Origin of the sequence: Moritella marina ATCC 15381 (genome assembly GCF_008931805.1) — a bacterium.
GTDB classification, from domain to species: domain Bacteria; phylum Pseudomonadota; class Gammaproteobacteria; order Enterobacterales; family Moritellaceae; genus Moritella; species Moritella marina.
The window spans coordinates 2,834,615-2,853,890 of sequence record NZ_CP044399.1 but is presented as its reverse complement, the minus strand read 5'-3'; the positions used below and the strand labels follow the sequence as shown (position 1 = coordinate 2,853,890).

Genomic DNA, 19,276 nt, shown 5'->3' with positions numbered 1-19,276 from the left:
ATTCCAAGGTGTAGATAGTGCGTTTTATCATGATAAATTCAAATAAAGTAAGAAATAAATTAACTACATCTAATCTACCATTCTCTGTTATTTCGCTATTATTGAGATTTAGTTTTATTTTATTTTTCTTTTTAGTTCATCAAAACGTACTTTCCAAAGAGTACATATCAGAATTTTACTACACTAATAGCGGTGATATTAATACACTTAACGATGCCATTTCATTTTCAAGTTGGAAGGACAACTTTCAGCAAGAAAATGAATTTAAAAAAAATATATGGCTAAAAATAAAAATATCTAGAGCAAGTATCTTCTCAGGTAAAGATGTTGTACTAAAATATAATGATGCTTATATTAACTACATCGATTTTTGGCACACAAATGATAACGGCAGTGTTATCTACAACTATACAAAAGGTGGAGATAACCGTGTTAATGTTCTACATGATGATTTTAGTTCTTATTACTACTGCATACCAATAAAACAAATTTACGATTCTTCCGGTTGGGTTTACATAAAGTTAAAAAGCAGCTTACCACTTAAAACCATCCCTCTATTATTTACATCAAGCTATGAAGTAGAATCTGAGTTCCATCAACAGTCATTTCTAGGTGCTAGCATCCTAGGAGCTATCTTTTTATGTATTTTAATCTCATGCTGTATGACTCGTAGAAAGAATATGATCTCAGCTGTATCCTACTCTATGTTATTAATCAATATAGCGATTGCAACACTTTATCGATTTGGCTTCATTAGTTACCATTTCACCGCAAATTATCCAATAATCAATAAATATATCCACCTAATTAATATTCCTTTAGGGTTTATCACATCCATCATATTTGCTATATGCAGTTGTAATTTATCATCGTCATCAAAGAAAAATCTAAAGGTTATTATATTTAGTTACCTTAGTTTAATCCTCGCCTCTGGTTTTTATAGTCATTCAATGCTTCTTAGTACAGAGCTGCTATTAGGCACAGCAGCAACCCTCTATCTTGTTTATATTTGCTTAAAAGAAGGAATAAGTGGCAATAACAAAGCGCTTTGGTTCTTTGTTTCTTGGTTTGTTTTTACTCTCGTAAATGCAATCGCTAATCTACAAATTATGGGATTGCTTTCTCTCAAGCAAATAGGGTTATCTATACATCAATTTGAAATGCTGTATGCCATTAGTCCGATGTTGAGTATCTGTATTATCTCAATGCTTCATGCTCGAAGTATTAACGACACGATTAATGAACGTAACCGAATGCAAGTTGAGCTATCCAATCAATTAACGCTATATAAAGATCTGTATGACAACTCTAAAGAGGGTCTTTGTACCATGAGTTTGAATGGCCATGTTATTCAGCAGAACACTACATTCGAGCACATCACAACACAAAAACCGATGTTGCTAGACCACCTATCTCAATCAATAATTAACCATACTTCGGATGCAAAAAGAGCCAATTTATATAATGGTATTAAAGATGAATTACAGTTTCAGGGGCTTTATTTAAAGTATTATATTCAACAATCTCAAACAACACACCACCTTGAAGTTACCTTGGAGGATATTACCCAAGAAGCAACACATAGAGAGCATCTTGAGTATTTAGCAACAACCGATTCAACAACGGAACTCTATAATCGACGTTATTTAACCAAACAACTAAATCAACTTTTAGAGAAAGAGGTTCCTCATAACGCTCTCCTATTTTTAGATTTAGACCATTTTAAATTACTGAATGACATTGCAGGACACTCTGCAGGAGATGAGTTATTAAAGCAAATCGCTCAACAACTCAATAGCTGTAAATGCACACTTTCCTCTACTGATATTACCGTTGCTCGAATGGGAGGAGATGAATTTTGTGTATTAATGCCATTTGCTTCTAAATCAGAGGCTGAAGACTTAGCTAACTGCATTCTCACACGTTTGGCTGAGCTAAAAGTAAGTCACTCAGGGCAAATTTTTGATGTGAGCGCCAGTATCGGAATCGTCTTATTTGATACCAAAAATGCGAAAGAATCAGACATTATGTCCATATCCGATCACGCTTGTTACTCAGCAAAAGATCGTGGAAGAAATGGTTTCTATACTATTGATATGAATCAGCGCGATGCTCTAACCTTTCGAAGTGACATGCTAGATTCAGTGCGTCTTAAAAATGCCATAAACAATCAAAAAATCCACCTATTTTGCCAGCAGCTCTTAAAAATTTCAGAGCCTGATAATATTTACTTGGAGATCTTAGCTCGCCTTGAAAATGAAGAAGGTGAATTAATCAGTCCATTTCATTTCATACCAACCGCTGAACGTTATCAATTAATGCCTGACATTGATCTGTATATGGTTAACCAAGTACTCAATTTCTCAAGTGCTAACCCTGCCTTTGTTGAGGAAATTACAATGGTCGGTATTAATCTATCTGGACAATCATTGATTGATAAAAGCTTTAGACAACGCTTACTGCTTATTTTAAAGCAGCAAACGAATATCCCCGCATCAAAACTCTGTTTTGAGATAACCGAAACCATTGCGATTACCAATTTACATGATGTTGCTAATTTCCTCGCTCAGTTAAAACAACTGGGTGTCAATATTTCAATTGATGACTTTGGTTCTGGTTATGCAAATTATCATTACCTACGTAACTTACCTTTTGACTCACTAAAAGTGGATGGCGACATTATTAAATCTTTAAAAGATGATGAAATAGGTGAAACCTGGGTGATGTCGATGATTGAAATAGCTCAAAAATTAAAAGTCTCCGTTGTTGGTGAGTTTATTTCTGACCAAATTCTTTATGATCGCTGTATTGAACTTGGTTTTGATTTCCTGCAGGGATTCTATATCCATGAACCAGAACATTTATCTGAATATAATTTCGCATTACAAAAAAAGAGAACGATAAGTGCATGAGCAACCAGCACAGGGCTAATATGAAATTAAATGACTTATTTTAAAAAATTTGATAATAATTATTCTTAAATGTTGCCACTTGCAACAAATAAAAACAACGTATCAAAAGTTAATGCAAGTTTTTGATTAATATGCTGATAGTGGGCTTGAAGATGATAACGATCCAGATAGCGAACCAGTTCCCAATGGAAAACTTGATCCTAGCGCTCAGAAATCCGCAGGTGAAATAACAACAACCTCAGGTTCATTTACTGCTACTGGCGATGTGGCAGCTGGCGGTTACACGGAATACAACTGGACAGCAGCGTTCACCCCTAATATTTACGATAAGCCATCACAACTCTGTGATGGCTTTTTTATAGCTAAATTTTACGAGGCATAAAAAAGCCTCTAAGGGTAATCAAAAGAGGCAAGTTACACTAAGCATTTACAGGGTTATAGCACTATAATAATGGCTTTTGAATACCCGTTTCAAAGGCTTCACTGGTAATCGAATCACTTAACACTGTGCAGCGTTTATTCAAATCAATAGTCGGAAAACCGTTCATTTTCATAAATAATCCAGAGATTGCACTCTTTCTGGCGATTTCATAACTGGCACAAGCATCCATTAAGCGATTTTGCGAAAGATGGAAATCACGTCTCATCCCTTCAATGTATGAAGATAAATCCAGATAAACTTGAGAGTTTAGTGTTGGATTCATCTCTTTAACCCACTTCATCACCAAACCTGATTCTGATTGGCTTCGTGCACCAATACTCTTCTCCAGTACATCTTTAAAATCTTTTGCATAATTCTGCTGTATCTTTGCTTTATCCAATAGGGCCAATGTTCCATTAGAAAGCATCGATTGGCTGCTTTGGTGTAACTTTTCAATATTAGCTTCGAAACGGACAGCTTTATCATGATATCCAACAAAGCTCGTAAATAAGCTTGCTGCTAATGCACAAAAAACAACAAATATAATAAATACCAATTTATACACGGGAACTCCTAGTAGGGATAACAATTAAGTGGAAATGTAATAGCATAATAATGCTAGGCAATTGACCAAGCAGTAAAGCGAGCAATAGGTGATACCACGGCATACGAAAGGCTTCTTTTTGTGCCTCTTCATTACTCATTTCATAACGAATAAAGTCCTCGTCAATAATAGAAATGGCTTTATCTAGCACGTGATTATTTAGCGGTTGCTCTAAGCTAGTTACTCGCAGTTTACTGTGCATATCATTATTTAAGTAACCATCGAGAAAAGAGGTGGATGAGAACCACTTTACACGTTGATTTTCTACTCCATATACCAAAATCACATCGTTTTTCTTCCCGCCTTTCCATTTCGCTTGTAAAGCATAAAAGAATTCTGGCGGCTGCTGAGTTAATACAACAATAAGATTAACCTGCTTTTTTCTACCTAATTTTTTCAGGGTATTATTTAGTTTCTCATTCCAATCTAGTGCTATAGATTTAAACTCATCATCAGCATAAAGCACGCGATTAATTCGATAGTAATCATATACTTTTGGATAGGATGGTAGGTATTTACCAAAGCGCTTTAATGCACTGCTGTAATGAGAGAAAAGAGAGTCTTCATTAGCCAATAAGTAATTTTTATAATGGTTCTCTATGGATGCAGGCTCATTAATTACCACCTCTCTAAAGCGTCTTGGTTCTTTAAGCCCTTGCTGGTCAATACGGTTAATATAAAGCGTCCCTGCTGTGGTACGAACCGTCCAGTCTATATCAAACTTATGATCATAGTACTTCTGACACGTTTTTACGTTATTTGTCGTGGTACAGACTTCCTGATAATGCTCACACTGTACCTTTTCTTTCGCTTTACTTTTTACATAGCCATTGAGGATCTCAGTATCTGAAATCGCACTGTATTTTATTATATCTGCGTATTTCGTAGGAATTAACACTGATAATACCGCGCAAATAAGCATATTTTTTATATGCGGTTTTTGTTTCTTTATGACAAAAACGATGACAACAATTGCCAGTGATATAATGGAAATAAAAGAATATTGATCAAACATAATAACCTTAATAAAAAAGGCCGAATAATAAATATTCAGCCTTTTCATTTTATCTAATTCATATTATAAGCTAGATTGAAATGCCGCAAACTCTGCTCTTGTAGGGAAGTGGGTTTCAAAAAACGTCACCATCTCAGGTTCATTAACTTGCAGCTCGCTGTAGGTATTTGAACCAAATTCTTGTGCAGAGTAACCTACAGGATTAATATCATAATATGCGTACATAGCATAAGCTAAGTATTCTTGATCATATGACTCAGCATCTAAACCAGGGTCTTGTACATGCGGATCTTTACCGTTTGGAAAGTAGTTACCCAATAAGATTGACTGAAGAGTTAATCTATCAAGTTCTAGCTGCATCTTATGCCATTTTGAACCCGGAGAATTCATCGCCGCACTCATCAAGCCATAATCATGTATAAAGTGGATAATTTCTTCATACGACGCATCGCGCTGATTTGGGTCTGTTGGGTTGGTTTCATTATTGCCTAGATCTTGGTAACGAAGGTGGCCATTAGCGTATTCTCCTGCAGGGCGACTATCAAAATCTAAATCATCAAAAAAGATCATTGCTGCATCGTTATAGCTGATTTCGCTGGCTATTCTTGAGGAGAAATGCTGTAAAAAGAATGCAACCGTTTTTACAACTCGGTTAGCATTCGCTTGGCGCTCTGGTGTGCTGTTATTCTCAACTAATACTGAGATACTTGAGCCATCAATATCCACACATTGAAGTTGTTCAAAATCAGAAAGATGGTGAGGTTTACCACATAGGTTACCATTATCATTAAATGGTCTTACACTTTTATACTGCATATACTCTGGTTGTTCACCATACATTTGAATGCCATTACTAAGCTTATTACCCAACTTAACGTAAATATTAAGGGGCAATCCATTTTCCATATCGATCTTATCGTGATCATTTAATAGTGCCGAATTAAAGTCAAATGATGATCCACGTTTCCAGAACGTCACATTATTAATATCATTTTCAACTTTATAAATTGATAGGTCTGGTTCATTCCAAGCATTGGTTGGTTGATAGAAAATATCAAAGTTCGTTAAGTCATATTCAACATTATTGGCAATAGCTGTAGCGGCTAACTCAACCGTCATCGCTCCCTGTATTTTCATGTTTAATAGTGGTACACCATGATGTTGTGCAAAGGTAGGGTTAACTGTAGGGATTGGTTTTAAAAATACTACCGCATTTGTTGCTAGGCGATCCGTTTCACCACTGGCTGCTTGAGTCGCTTTTTTAATATGAAGCAAGAGTTCAAAAGACTGACCGAGTTTTTGTACATCAGCAGGGTTTCTTGCATCGATAATATTTGCTGCAGGAGGGGTAGGTTTTGAATCATTATCAGAACCACAGGCAGTCAATAATATACCGACAAACACACTTAATATAATCTTCTTCATTGGCTTTCTCAAACAAGTAATAAACAGGAAAAGAAAGCTTACGGACGAATGGCATTTGTCTCAAGTGTATTTTTGTAAGCTGCTCAGTCGTCGACAATAGAGAGTAACTTGACAAGTTTTAATCATTTATGATGGGGGGCTTAAAGGGCATTAAGAACTTTATTAAGAGATGTTTGAAGTGTTTTTAATTCTTCTTCAGTAAACAGTTCATTGTAAAGCTCAACGTTTAATTCAGCGGCTTATTTTAGTAACGACGCTACTTTACCGCCTTCAGGAATCAAGCGTAAAATCTTCGAACGACGATCAATCTCATCATTACTAAGACTTAAATATTCAGCAGTAACAAGACGTTGTACAATACGGCTAATCTTAGATTTGTCACTCGCTCAAAACGTTAAAGACATCAATTCACTTTGATGAAATTCATCTGACTTTGCAACACTCGCAATGATATATGCTGCTCTGGTGTAATAATAACACCTCGTTCTTCTAGCTGTGCATGAAAACGTTTTGTCGATTTCATCGAAATTAATCGACAAAGTGAACCAAGACCTGATTGAATATCCATAAAGAATAAACCCTATAACTTACTTTCTACAGTGTTTATGACGAAACGAGATAGCTTACACTAGCTTACAAAGCCTTACTAGAAATGAAAGCATCAAAAAAAACCACATGCCAATTGGCATGCGGCTCTAATTTCAATAAATAATGCCTCCAACTAAAGGCGTAAGTGCAAAGCCTAAACCGTAAATAGCCGCAGCACCAAAGTAGCTACCACGTAAATGCTTTGGCGCAGCAGCTATTTGTACATTCAAGGTTGGAAATGCATATTTCTGCCAAATTAAATCAAATGCAGAGTAGGGTATTCCATTTTAGCGGCTTTTTAAGCTTACAAAAAATTATTTAAAAGCTTACATTGAGAGTGAAAAATTATAGTTTGTGAATAAAAACACCAGCGAAATCAGCAGGGTTTTTAACACCATTTTCAATATCACTTTTGTTAGTAAGCTTAATGTTTAGTTCACCATCAGTTGATACCAACTCGGTATAAAGCACTTCTTCATTTTGAACTCTGTCAAAAGATATTTTTCGACCTTCAACTTCGATATCGTATTTAGCCGCAGCATTAACATCGAATGATATTCTGTACTTATCACCAACTACCGACTTGAACGATTCCTCAACATAATTCTCAACATATGGAGATGAATGGAAAACTTCTTGTAGTTTGCTTGTCTCAACTTTCCAGTCTTGCAGTGATAAAGATTTGATATAAGCATTATCAGCCATGATCTTTTCAATCTGCTCTAAAAAATAGGATGCACTCATACCTGATTGACCTGTCTTCGAGCCAACTCGGAAGGTCATTGCCATTGCTCCGACTAAATAGATTTTATCCTTATGCTCAACATAGACACCTGAGCCACTATCTCCTCCTGCAATATCAGATTCATATTTGGTATGAGGAAGCCCCGTATAACTCACATCAAGCCAACCCGTTCTAGGCCAAGTTTTATAGTCTTTATCTGCACGATGCGTAAAAGTACCGACAATTTGTTGACTACCGCTTCGGTTCGGTACGTAGCCAAGTTTACCGCCCAGTTCAAAACCAAGCTTTCTGAAATCATAAATCTCAGCGGGCTTGATGATATCAAATGGCTTATTCAGCTTAAATATGGCTAGATCTATGTTCTCGCCATGCTTGTCTTTAATAATCCATTTCACTTTTCCCCAGGGGTCATTTGTCATGTCTAGCTGAGTCTTTTGTTGAGCGACAATCGTGTAATTGCCTTCTGTCTTTTCTTCATATTTATTGACAGACCATTTTGAAGAACTAACGTGATCAGCGGTAATAACCCAATATGGGTCAATCAAAGTACCAGTACAACAACTGCCTTTGACTACAGCGAAACCATTACCTTGCATGCTATGTCGTAAGCTACTGGTATCGTATAAGTCAGCACCACGATCAAGTAAGCCAATAGCGAATGCTGAGGTAGGCAGTAGTGATAAGATGGCGATATTTTTTAATGATTTCATTGTATTTTCTCCAATTTTACCGATTCTAGTACCTGCCAATTAGTCCCTTTATAATCGTACTGACGCGGTTGACGTTTAAAGGTAAATTTAACCGTTTCATTGTCACCAGTTGTCGTGACTTCGGCTTTTACTTTATTTATTGTGAAATATTTACCGCCAGCAATAATCTGTTTTAAAAATTGCTTTTTACACTGAGATTCGGTGCAAACTTCCATCTTGCTAGATGACATCCAGCCGTGATGGAAGAGTGTGACCATATATTTTCCCGGTGCGGGGATTTGCACATCGAAGCCAAAACCATCTCCTTCGCTTTTTAGAAAATGCGCAAGGCCAAGAGTAGTCTGCTCCGCGCTCACTTTCTCGAAAGAAGATGCATGCTCACCGTTTTCATCGATATAACTGAAATCATACGGAGAAATATATGAGGCAGTACACTCACTCGCTGTCGCTGGTGTTGCGCATCGATGAACTGCACCATTAATTAGATAAGGTGCAGATATATAGTCATTACTTCCGGTGAAGCTTTACCCCCATAAAATAAATACCAGTCCATAGAATCCGTTGCTAAATCGACAGTTTCTTCAATCTCTGGCGCCACCTTTACTTTTTTTAGCGTGTTCTCAATCACTATATCATTACTTACAGAACCGCCCGCGGCAGTAAAAAATGAAGTTAGTGCCAATAACGACAATACTTTTTTCATTATTTAGTTTCCTTACTTAGTTGAAGTCTAAAATATACTTCTTATGGGTTTAACTTTAAGTAAGGCAATGTAAGTAACTGTAAGTTAACTGAAGTGGAGGGGGCGCATAATACTGCTGCAATAACTGTACTTGGTGTTGTAAGTTTAATGTTCTTCGGTATAGGCTGGCTTATTGCACTCATATGGGCTTTTATTGGGCAAGCTGTTTCCTCAGGGTTATTTAACCAGCAAGTCATTAACGCAGGTGTCGATATAATCTACGGAACGTCAGAGGTTAAAGGTGACGCGGCATATGTTCCGATTACAGCAGCGCTGTTAAGCCTGCAGCAGATAGAGCCATTAAGAACAGATTTGAATACAGTGGTTGTGCACGAGCGTGTACTTCAATGTGAGGAGTATAAATAGACCAAAAAAACCTCTAACAACAAGTGCTAAAGGTTATTTTATTGCATACATTCATGCATACTTCTTGAATACGTTTTAATTTAACGTCTTGATTTATATAGAAGTAATGGCGGTGACGGAGAGATTCGAACTCTCGAAAGGTTGCCCTTTACACGCTTTCCAGGCGTGCTCCTTCAGCCACTCGGACACGTCACCTAAATACATTGTTATGTTGATAATAACGATTCCTACTTTAGATAATCACTCTGCAAAGGTCAATAAAAAACTCATATTTACAGTTTGACTGCTGCATTACTGAACATACACACCGTATTACATATTATTCCTACCATGACTAATTGGCACATAAATCGCATGTTTATTTGTATATTTTAGGCGGCAAGACGAATTGCCTAAAGTTGTCAGCAGAGCTGACGATATAAATATTATAATTTGTGCGATTAAAGATATATCGCGATTCAAATATCATAAGGATTCATGAGCTGATGAACATTCAACGTCGCCAAGCATTACTGTTACCTCTATCTCTAGGGATTGCATTTACAAGTTGTTCACTATTGGCGACGGAGTTTGATGCACGTTCATATGCAATGGGTGGCGTTGGTGTCACGACGGCAGATTATGTCACCGCTTCGTTTCATAACCCGGCAATGGCGGCAAAACATGACGTACGTGATGACTTTGGCTTACTGGCTCCTGTGCTCGGTTTACAAATTGATGATGAAGATGATTTATTTAATGACCTACCGTCTGATCCATTAGAACTAATTGGTGATAAAGCTTATTACGAAACTGGCTTTGGCCTCGTTGCATCCGTACCTACACGTTATTACTCCACCAATGTCTTTATTAAAGGTTATGCCGATTCATTAGCATTTGCTGATGTTGTTGCCAATGACAGTAATTCTAAAGTAAGCGTATACGCGATCTCAGTTTTAGAAGTCGGAATGACGTTTGCGCGCAAGTTTGATACTCGTTACGGTGGCATGCATTTTGGTTTTTCACCGAAATATAACGTTTTTTCTACTTATAATTATTCTGAAGTTGTGAATGATTTTGATCCTGACAAATATAAAGACGGTGCAAGCAGTGACGAAAAAGGTTTTAACCTTGATTTAGGTATGGAAGTGGGATTGTTGTATGGTTTAAGTGTTGGCGCGGCAGTGAAAAACTTAATACCACAATCAGTCGATTTAAAACCAATGAATGGATCGAGTGCGAGTTATAACTTGCATCCCGTCGTAACGACAGGCATTAGTTGGAGCAGTGATTATGCCACGCTTGCGATGGATGTTGATTTAAATGCCACACAGCGTTATGAAGATATGGATACATTATCTGGGATTGGCGATAGTTTTGACGATTCTCAAATGCTGAAAATTGGTGGTGAAATAGGTTTCGAGTCAGCTATACAATTTCGTGCAGGTTATATGCACGATTTACAAGGCAATAAAAGCCAAGTCTTTACTGCAGGCGTAGGCTTATCGCCGTTTAATGTTTTCCAACTTGACCTTGGTGCAAGCTATGGTGGTGAAAATAAACTTGGTCTTGCAGCACAAACTATGGTGTGGTTTTAAGTAAAACTTATAGTAGCCACTATAGTTGAACCTAAGTATGGTATTTCAATAAAATTCGGGCAATTACTCTAAGAGTATGAAAGCTTGAGATATGTCATGAACTAAAGGGGTTCTTTACTCTACTATCTTGTTATATGGTTTATTATTGAATCTAATACAAGGAGTGTTAAGAGATGCCAAAGAATCAAACTACAAAAAATCAATCTACAGCAAAGCAATCTACAGCAAAGCAATCTACAGCAAAGCAATCTACAGCAAAGCAACCTACAGTAAAGCAGCCACGCGTAACCGTGAAAATCATCGATGAAGTGGCGATAGTCACCCTCAATCGAGGCGCTAAATATAATGCACTCGACATGGATATGTTCCATGCATTAGATAATACCGCGACAGAACTTGCTGATAACAAAGCCATCCGAGCAGTGATCGTTCGCGGTGATGGTAAGGTGTTCTGCGCTGGTCTTGATGTTAAAAGTATTATCAAAAATCCCCTCAATCCCGGCAAACTATTAAAACGTGAAGAAGGCGAACTCGCTAATCTGGCTCAAAAAGTCGGTTATCTGTGGCGTCAAATTCCAGTACCTGTCATTGCGGTGACGCACGGTGTGTGTTTTGGTGGCGGATTACAAATAGCACTCGGCGCTGATTTTCGATACAGCACTGCAGATTGCGAATTTTCAGTGATGGAAATTAAATGGGGATTAATCCCAGATATGAGCGGTATGGTGACGATGCGTGAACTTACCCGTATTGATATTGCCAAAGAACTCACCATGACAGGACGTAAATTTAGCGGTTCTGAAGCGGAAAAATATGGATTAGTGACACATGTTTGTGACGATCCAATGGCGGCCGCTATGACCTTTGTTGATAGTATTAAAACACGTTCTCCAGACGCCATTGTCGCAGCTAAATCATTATTGAATGAGACCTGGGTGGCATCAGAGCAAGCGGCCCTTGTAATAGAAACGCAAACACAGAAAAAAGTCATGGGAAAGTGGAATCAAATTGCGGCAGTAACTCGTAATTTTATCAAAAAATCATTACCCTATAGAAAACGTAGTATTTAACAGGCGATCTTATAACTATGTCCCAATTGAATATAAAAGCATTATTAGAACCTTCGTCAATAGCCGTTATTGGTGCTAAAAATAGCACCGAGAGTATTGGTTATTGGGTCGTTAAAAATTTAATAGCCAGTCAGTACGATGGTCCGATTATGCCGGTATCATTAAAGGCTAATAATGTCTGTGGGATTTTAGCGTACGAGAAACCAAGTGATTTACCGATAGCGCCCGATCTTGGCGCTATCTGTACGCCGATCCGCTTTGCACCGAAAATAATCAAAGAACTCGGTGAGATTGGCTGTAAAGCGGTTATTTTATTTAGTGATGAACCCTATGAAGGCAATGCCGATATCTGGGAAAAGGTGGGCTTAATTGCGGCAAAGTATAATATCCGTGTATTAGGGCCAAGCAGCTTAGGGATATTAAACCCAAGGTTAAAATTAAATGTCAGTGTCGCTCACGTCGCGCCACCTGCCGGTGATGTTGCGGTGATCTCTCAATCTGCGGCATTTGCTACCTCGATGATCGATTGGGCCGAAACTCGTGGTGTGGGCTTCTCTTGCTTCATTTCCATTGGTACCCGTATTGATGTGAATTTTGCCGATTTAATCGATTATTTAAGCCGTGACCGTTTTACTAAATCGATAGCTTTGTATGTTGATAATATTATCGATACACGCCGCTTTATGTCTGCAGCCAGAGCCGCGGCATTTAAAAAACCAATTGTGGTGGTACGTTCAAGTTCAAACATTGGTGGGGCAACCGAGCAATTACAAGATCGCAGAAACAAAGTTTCTTATAACACAGCTTATACTGCGGCATTTCAACGTTCGGGTATGCTACGCGTAAATGATACGTTTGAATTATTGTCGGCTATCAAAACGGTTGCCACGATCAAACGCTCTGTACGTGGCGATAAAATGCTGATCATTTCCAACGGTGGTTCGCCTGCCTATATGGCTATCGATGTGCTTATCAAATCAGGTTGTAAGTTAGCAGAACTGAGTTATGAAACAGAACAGAAATTGTTAAAAGCATTTCCGGGTAAAATCACGGCAATGAACCCGATCAATATTCTGGGCGGTGTTGATGCGCAGGCCTACAGTAAAGTAATTGATATTGTTCTTGAAGATGCACAATACGATGCGTTACTGATTATCCATGCGCCGCAAGTCACTGAGTCATGCCAGGCGACGGCTGAAAAGTTGATCCCACAGTTAGTTAAAAACAATAAAAAAGGGCCGATTATATTCACCTCATGGATGGGTGAAACGAGTGGTCGCATTGCCCGCCAGACGTTAATTAAAGCGGGTATTCCATCTTATGGCACGCCTGAAGTCGCGGTTAATGCGTTTAACTACATCGTTAAATTTAGACGTCACCAAAAGCAACTGATTCAAACACCTGAAACTTTAGCAGACTTAAATCCAGATGCGATGACTGACGCGAAAATGATGATTGATAAAGCGATGCGCAAGGGCGTCAAAGAACTGAATGAAAAGGGCATCAACTTACTGCTTAGCGCTTATGGTATTACCTCTGATACGACATTATCGCGCGATGAAATCAATAAGTTCCGCATTGAAGTGATTGATGATGCGGCGTTTGGACCGATTATTTGTTTGGGTGAAGCTGGTGGTGATTGGGACATAGATCAAGATGCAGGCGTAGCCCTGCCACCGTTAAACATGGCGTTGTCTCGTTATCTTGTCGTGGGTACGATCAAGCAAGGGATTATTCGTGAACGCAGTTTATCAGTGCGTTTAAACATGGACGGTTTGTGTGAAATATTAACCCGAATTTCGCAAATGATTATTGACTTCCCGATGATCAAATCGCTGTTGTTAGAGCCATTAGCATTAGGTCGAACAGCGTATAACATCAAAACTGAAAACGTTAAAATTGGTTTACGTGGTCGTCGTTCACAGCAAAAATTAGCCATCTTACCTTATCCAAAAGAGCTGGAAAGTATCTACACCATGAAAAATGGTAAAGGGGTACTGCTAAGACCGATTCGTCATGAAGATGAACCGCAGCATCAAGTCTTTGATTCTTCACTTACCGCTGATGATCGTTATTTACGTTACTTTGGCGCCCGTTCTAAGTTCAGTCATTTCGAAATGGCGATGTTAACGCAAATTGATTACGAGCGTGAGATGGCGTTTATTGCCAGTGCGAAGAATCCGATGGGACAGTCTGAAACCTTAGGTGTTGTACGGGCTATTTTTGATTGGGATAGCGGTGAAGCGGAATTCGCTATTTCAGTGCGTTCTGATTTGAAAGGTCAGGGCTTAGGGAAAGCGCTGATGTTGAAAATAATTGAATTTTGCCGTCAATTAGGCCTAAAAACCATGGTGGGTTTCACTATGCCAACCAATTCCGGCATGATTAAATTAGCAAAATATTGTGGCTTTAAAGTGACAATGGATTATCGTGAAGGCAACGCAGATTTAAAATTAAAGCTAAATGATTAATTTACAACGTATCAACCTTAATTTATTACTTAGTTTGCAGTACTTGTTGCAAGAACAGCAAGTCACAGCGGCGGCACAGCGGCAATTTATTACCCAGTCGGCAATGAGCAAAAACTTGGCTAAATTACGCGAGATATTTGCCGATCCCTTGCTGATCAAAATTGATAATAAAAGTCAATTGACTGAAAAAGCCAAACAGTTAAAACCAGTACTAGCGCAGATCTTAAATAACATTGATGGTCTGTTAGTGACGGGCGGCTTTGATCCTGTGCAATCGCAACGTGAATTCACGATCGCTTCAACCGACTATGTGACCGATTATATTCTGCCGGTTGCGGTGGCGCACCTGTACCAACAAGCCCCTAATATTAAACTTAACCTGACCTATTGGGATAAGTTTACCTTGGCAGCGATGGAGCGTGGCGAGATAGATTTAGGGGCGACGATTATTCGCCCTGAACATAAACACTTGTCGTACTTACCACTAGAACAAGACAGTTATGTGTGTATTATGCGTCAAGGCCATCCGTTAGAGCAGGTACCGTTAACACTGTCTAATTACACTCAGTATCCACACGGTATTATTACCTCGGGCGCAGACAAATCCAGTGATATTGACGTGGCGCTGTCGGCACAAGGGCTATTTAGAGACGTGGCATTACGGATCCCATCTTATTCTTCGGCCTTTAGTATTATTGCTAAAACAGACCATTTATTAACCATTCCTAATTCGATAGCTGATAAACTCATTATTGGTGAGCAGTTCACACGGAAAAAATTACCGATTAAATTACCGATCTTACAGGCTGCAATCATCTGGCACCCGCGTTTTGACCATGATCTGGCACATAAATGGCTGCGCGACGAACTACATGCTCAATTAAGTAGCAATATTCCAAATGGGACTACAGAGGAGTAAAAGAAGTCATTTTATTCATTTCAATATGGGGTCTATTATCACTGTAACGCAATGGAATGGTGAACCTCATGTACGAAATTATAGTGTCTTTATTAATTATTAACTTCTTTGGTATGCTCAGCCCTGGGCCTGACATGATGTTAGTTCTAAAATACGGTAGCCTCAATGCTAAACGTGCTGCTTGGTACTGTGTTGGTGGCATTATTAGCGGTCTCGCTGTGCACATGATGTTAGGTTTGTTCGGTATTTCATTATTGATTTCAAGCAACCCAATGTTGTTTAATGTTGTACGTTGGTTAGGTGCTGCTTACCTTATTTATATTGGTATTAAATCACTGCGTGCTGGTAAAAGCGAAATTGAAGTGGATGCGGGTACGTTAAATTACCGTCCATTGAAAGCGTATTTAGATGGCTTGTTGTGTAATTTGTTAAACCCTAAAATATTGATGTTTATGGTGGCTGCATTTAGTCAAGTTATCGCGCCTGAAACACCAACATCAGATAAATTATTAATCAGCTTATCTATTTTTGTAGAAACAGCCGTATTGTGGTCGTGTTTCATTATCTTGCTAAATCGCGGTACGCTAAAGCAAATGTTGAACCGCTATCAAGACAAAATTAATAAAGCGACAGGTGGTCTATTGATCACGCTGGGTGGCTTCATCGGTCTAAGCAGCTAAGCAGTTAATAAGTGAATAGCTAAGTCGCTAACTAGGTTAATGATAAAGTGATAAAAGAAAGGCGCTGTGGGAGGATACCGACAGCGCCTTTTTTCATTTAGCGTTTAAAGCTCAAAGATATTACTCTGTTGTTGGAAGGTTTCTACATCCGTTATGTAGGAACCTTCAAACTTGTCTACAGGATGTTCTTCATCTCTATTTATGTCTGCATCCGGTGCCTGTGTTGGGTGCGCTGTTGCCATGATTAAGCGATCTGAGGTGCGAGACTTTAATTCCACCATGAAGCGAATAAGGTCGACCCGCTCGATTTTTTCTAACGCTTCAGCAATTCTCTCTGACTTATCAAAGCTGCTATCTTTAATACCGATTGAATGCCACAGGCGCTTACTTTTACCGTTTATATTGCTATCTGGTTCACGTAGCTTTGAAATTAAGCCTTGTTTGCTTGATTGCCATTGTTGTTCGGTAAACGAGATCATCCCGAACGGGAAGAAATCAATAAAGTCATTGATTGCATCGAGTAACTTGGTTGGCGCGGTATGCGGCGATTGCACATAGAACATCAACCCTGCATGGCGGTTAAGTGGGATGTTACCTGTACCGACGACATAACCGAGCTGTTGCTGGGTGCGCAATTCATAGAAGAACTTCGATGACATCACATGATTGGCTAAGCTGTAGTAGGCTAACTCTTTCGGTGATATTTTCGGTGCCTGGTAATAGACAATCAGCGCAGCATCGTTATGTTCCACGGCTACTTCATGCACCAAAGAACCGGTATCACGAATATCCACCAGTTTACGTATTGTTTCTTTACCTGGTGTGCTTATCGGGTGCAGTTTGTCTTTGACGTATTGGCCTATTTCTAAGGCTTGTGACTTATGCCAGTCACCGTGAACAAGTACCTCAACACTGATGTTTTGATATACCTTTTCCAGATATTCAGGTAACTGCTCCTGTTTAATACTCGTTAAGGCTTTAGCTAAGCGCTCACTCGATGGATTATTAGGTTGTAGTACCGAAGTTAATTCGGAAAATAAGCGGTTGATCGGTTTTGCTTGTTTGTGGTTTTCCCACGAGATCAGTAATTGATTACGAATACTGGTAAACGTCTCGTTGTCCACAGTTTGTAAGTGGCGATGACCAATGAGTAATTTTAGCAACTCAAGCTGTTTCTGAGCAAAACCAGCAAGGTGTAAGGTAAAGCCGCCTTGGTGGGCATAAATATGGTAATTAATACCTGCAATTTCAGCTTGGTACGTGAGGCTATTTAATTGTTCCATTAATAGTTCGACCGCTAAGCGAGTCATGGCAATGTTATGGGCATTCGCGATGGCATATTCACTGTCAATGGAAATGAAGATATTGCCTTTTGGCAAGTGGAACTCATGCTCTTGCATAAACCAAGTTTTAAAACCGTTACTTTTATCAATTAAGGTCGGTTTGTCAGTGAGGTTAGCTTTATCCAGTGCCAGTGCCTCGAGTGATGAACTCATGAACAGATTTTTAATCGGTAGTGCAAAGTGTTCATTCAATTCGACATCAGCCCAGTGTTGTTTTTGGCTTTCAGAAAATGCATCGACACGATAAGGGGTGTCATACCAAGCTGCCTTTTTATCTGTGTCTAAATTTGGCGCTGACACCATTAAACGCATATTGCTGGCATTGAGCTGCTGTAAGAAGAAACGACAAGCTTCGATATCAAAGCCTGTCATCATGTAATCACCGTAAATGACATGTTCAGGCTGATAGATGTGTAGGTTTTGCGACAGGTGTGAAACATTTTTAATTGCTGGTATTTTTTCTTGATAGCGAAATGCTTGTTCTAGGAAGTTTTTCTTCTCGTCATAACGCCAAGCCTGCAGGCCTTGTTCTGCGATCAGCTTGATATATTGTAAACAACATTCAACAATATCGGAAATGTGTTGAAATCCCTCACTGGTTAAGCCAACGATGACATTATAATCTTTGAAATTAGCGCCTGTTTGACCGCTACCAGCCGATAGTGCAGTGACCCAACCTTTATTTTTTAGTAATGACAGTAAGCTACCTTCGGTTTCATCACCGATTAATTGACTGATATAGCTTAATGGCTTGATTTGGTAATATGGCAAGATATTACCCAAGGGAAAACAGATATATAATTTCTTGTGGCCACTCAGGGATTCAACCCAAATGGTCTGCTGTAACTGTGTTTCAGTATAGAGCGGAGTCGCTAAAGCCACGGCATTGATGCCTCGATTTGGAACTGCTGAAAACATCTCTCTGAGCATGTACTCTTGCTTGTCTAATGACAGTTCAGATTGGATCACAAGCTTCATTAAAGACGCACAGTAATGCTGCTGGTAAAAACGCAGTAACTCTTCACGTAGCGTGTAATCTGCGGTGTCTGCTAATGTCGTGAGGTTACCCACTGAAAATTTACTGAAGGGGTGGGTAGGGTTAACGGTTTCTTTATGCGCTTGATAGAAGCGACGTACATCATCTTTAAGCTTGAGCTTGTATTCAGAATCAACAGCATGGCGTTCGCGCTCTAATAAGTCGGCATTAAAGCTGGGCGCGATAAAAAATTGCGCGAAACGATCCAGTGCGTTATGGAAATAGTTGTTGTTAATGTCAAAATAATAATTGGTATATTCGGTACCCGTCCAAGCGTTGTTGCTGCCACCATGCATGGAAATAAACGATTGGTATTCCCCAGGGGTAGGGTATTTGTCGGTACCCAGAAATAACATATGTTCGAGTAAATGCGCGAGTCCTTCATGTTGCAGAGGATCATCAAAATGACCGACGGCAACGGACATAGACGCGGCTGATTTTTTACAATGTTCATCTTGGATCAGTAATACGACTAAACCATTTGGGAGCGTGACGTGGCGGTATTGTTTGTAATCATTAGGGCTAGTTATCAAGGCGAGTGCTCCATGTGATGACTGCATTAGTGTGAGAATTAAAATCAGATCGACTTCAAAGTATAGCCAATCGCAAATGCAGTAATGAATGCTGAGGTTTAAGCTTCTTAATATAGATA

At 39.0% G+C, this 19,276-nt stretch carries 15 protein-coding genes, 1 tRNA gene and 1 pseudogene; 8 read left to right on the top strand and 9 right to left on the bottom strand.

The features are described from left to right. Positions 1-17 precede the first annotated feature (17 nt). Positions 18-2,912 (top strand): EAL domain-containing protein, encoded by a 2,895-nt coding sequence (locus FR932_RS12700; RefSeq protein WP_019439477.1) that lies wholly within the window; start codon positions 18-20, stop codon positions 2,910-2,912. Between the two features lie 443 nt (positions 2,913-3,355). On the opposite strand, the gene FR932_RS12695 is transcribed toward FR932_RS12700, so the two are convergent. The 7 genes from FR932_RS12695 to FR932_RS12670 all read right to left on the bottom strand — a co-directional run bounded on the left by FR932_RS12695 (position 3,356) and on the right by FR932_RS12670 (position 9,123). Continuing rightward, on the bottom strand, positions 3,356-3,898 hold the full coding sequence (locus tag FR932_RS12695) for a hypothetical protein (protein ID WP_019439476.1): 543 nt from the start codon (positions 3,896-3,898) through the stop codon (positions 3,356-3,358). Next, a complete protein-coding gene (locus FR932_RS12690; protein WP_019439475.1) occupies positions 3,891-4,952 on the bottom strand; it encodes a hypothetical protein in 1,062 nt (353 codons plus the stop codon). The genes FR932_RS12695 and FR932_RS12690 overlap by 8 nt, the downstream gene beginning before the upstream one ends. 63 nt (positions 4,953-5,015) lie before the next feature. Then, positions 5,016-6,377, bottom strand: coding sequence for a hypothetical protein (locus tag FR932_RS12685; RefSeq protein ID WP_019439474.1), 1,362 nt, complete (start codon positions 6,375-6,377; stop codon positions 5,016-5,018). Positions 6,378-6,780: 403 nt separating this feature from the next. Continuing rightward, a complete protein-coding gene (locus FR932_RS21480) occupies positions 6,781-6,945 on the bottom strand; it encodes a hypothetical protein (protein WP_019439473.1) in 165 nt (54 codons plus the stop codon). Between the two features lie 365 nt (positions 6,946-7,310). Next, positions 7,311-8,420, bottom strand: coding sequence for a trypsin-like serine protease (locus FR932_RS12680; protein ID WP_019439471.1), 1,110 nt, complete (start codon positions 8,418-8,420; stop codon positions 7,311-7,313). Continuing rightward, positions 8,417-8,677 carry a hypothetical protein gene (locus tag FR932_RS12675; protein ID WP_240532320.1) on the bottom strand — a complete coding sequence of 87 codons (261 nt, stop codon included), beginning with the start codon at positions 8,675-8,677 and terminating at the stop codon, positions 8,417-8,419. The genes FR932_RS12680 and FR932_RS12675 overlap by 4 nt, the downstream gene beginning before the upstream one ends. Positions 8,678-8,901: 224 nt before the next feature. After that, the gene (locus FR932_RS12670) at positions 8,902-9,123 is read right to left on the bottom strand and encodes a hypothetical protein (RefSeq protein ID WP_019439469.1); all 222 of its coding nucleotides are present in this window, start codon (positions 9,121-9,123) and stop codon (positions 8,902-8,904) included. Positions 9,124-9,270: 147 nt separating this feature from the next. Between FR932_RS12670 and FR932_RS12665 the strand changes: the two genes are divergently transcribed. Continuing rightward, a complete protein-coding gene (locus FR932_RS12665) occupies positions 9,271-9,528 on the top strand; it encodes a hypothetical protein (protein ID WP_240532319.1) in 258 nt (85 codons plus the stop codon). 107 nt (positions 9,529-9,635) lie between these two features. Here FR932_RS12665 and FR932_RS12660 read toward each other — a convergent pair. Beyond that, positions 9,636-9,723, bottom strand: a tRNA-Ser gene (locus tag FR932_RS12660). A 290-nt stretch (positions 9,724-10,013) separates the two neighbouring features. Here FR932_RS12660 and traF point away from each other — a divergent pair. The 6 genes and pseudogenes from traF to FR932_RS12635 all read left to right on the top strand — a co-directional run bounded on the left by traF (position 10,014) and on the right by FR932_RS12635 (position 16,245). Further along, positions 10,014-11,105, top strand: a complete 1,092-nt coding sequence (traF, locus tag FR932_RS12655) for a conjugal transfer protein TraF (protein ID WP_019439467.1) — start codon at positions 10,014-10,016, stop codon at positions 11,103-11,105. 132 nt (positions 11,106-11,237) lie between these two features. After that, positions 11,238-11,378, top strand: a complete 141-nt coding sequence (locus tag FR932_RS21910) for a pentapeptide repeat-containing protein (protein ID WP_420864472.1) — start codon at positions 11,238-11,240, stop codon at positions 11,376-11,378. 11 nt (positions 11,379-11,389) lie between these two features. After that, positions 11,390-12,175: pseudogene (locus FR932_RS12650) on the top strand (crotonase/enoyl-CoA hydratase family protein); the annotation flags it as partial. Between the two features lie 17 nt (positions 12,176-12,192). Then, positions 12,193-14,646, top strand: a complete 2,454-nt coding sequence (locus tag FR932_RS12645; RefSeq protein ID WP_019439465.1) for a bifunctional acetate--CoA ligase family protein/GNAT family N-acetyltransferase — start codon at positions 12,193-12,195, stop codon at positions 14,644-14,646. Then, positions 14,639-15,565, top strand: a complete 927-nt coding sequence (locus tag FR932_RS12640) for a LysR family transcriptional regulator (protein ID WP_019439464.1) — start codon at positions 14,639-14,641, stop codon at positions 15,563-15,565. Before FR932_RS12645 ends, FR932_RS12640 begins: the two co-directional genes overlap by 8 nt. 68 nt (positions 15,566-15,633) lie before the next feature. Continuing rightward, on the top strand, positions 15,634-16,245 hold the full coding sequence (locus FR932_RS12635; protein WP_019439463.1) for a LysE family translocator: 612 nt from the start codon (positions 15,634-15,636) through the stop codon (positions 16,243-16,245). A 104-nt stretch (positions 16,246-16,349) separates the two neighbouring features. Here the strand turns inward: FR932_RS12635 and FR932_RS12630 are convergent, their stop codons facing one another. Beyond that, entirely contained in the window at positions 16,350-19,157 is a 2,808-nt protein-coding gene (locus FR932_RS12630) for an insulinase family protein (protein WP_019628820.1), read from the bottom strand. Positions 19,158-19,276 lie beyond the last annotated feature (119 nt).

Excerpts from the sequence above, each read along its gene's own strand:
- FR932_RS12670 (WP_019439469.1), bottom strand. The coding sequence starts at position 9,123 with ATGAAAAAAGTATTGTCGTTATTGGCACTAACTTCATTTTTTACTGCC.
- FR932_RS12645 (WP_019439465.1), top strand. The coding sequence starts at position 12,193 with ATGTCCCAATTGAATATAAAAGCATTATTAGAACCTTCGTCAATAGCC.
- traF (WP_019439467.1), top strand. The coding sequence starts at position 10,014 with ATGAACATTCAACGTCGCCAAGCATTACTGTTACCTCTATCTCTAGGG.
- FR932_RS21480 (WP_019439473.1), bottom strand. The coding sequence starts at position 6,945 with ATGGATATTCAATCAGGTCTTGGTTCACTTTGTCGATTAATTTCGATG.
- FR932_RS12635 (WP_019439463.1), top strand. The coding sequence starts at position 15,634 with ATGTACGAAATTATAGTGTCTTTATTAATTATTAACTTCTTTGGTATG.
- FR932_RS12690 (WP_019439475.1), bottom strand. The coding sequence starts at position 4,952 with ATGTTTGATCAATATTCTTTTATTTCCATTATATCACTGGCAATTGTT.
- FR932_RS12680 (WP_019439471.1), bottom strand. The coding sequence starts at position 8,420 with ATGAAATCATTAAAAAATATCGCCATCTTATCACTACTGCCTACCTCA.
- FR932_RS12685 (WP_019439474.1), bottom strand. The coding sequence starts at position 6,377 with ATGAAGAAGATTATATTAAGTGTGTTTGTCGGTATATTATTGACTGCC.
- FR932_RS12665 (WP_240532319.1), top strand. The coding sequence starts at position 9,271 with ATGTTCTTCGGTATAGGCTGGCTTATTGCACTCATATGGGCTTTTATT.
- FR932_RS12640 (WP_019439464.1), top strand. The coding sequence starts at position 14,639 with ATGATTAATTTACAACGTATCAACCTTAATTTATTACTTAGTTTGCAG.
- FR932_RS12675 (WP_240532320.1), bottom strand. The coding sequence starts at position 8,677 with ATGGTCACACTCTTCCATCACGGCTGGATGTCATCTAGCAAGATGGAA.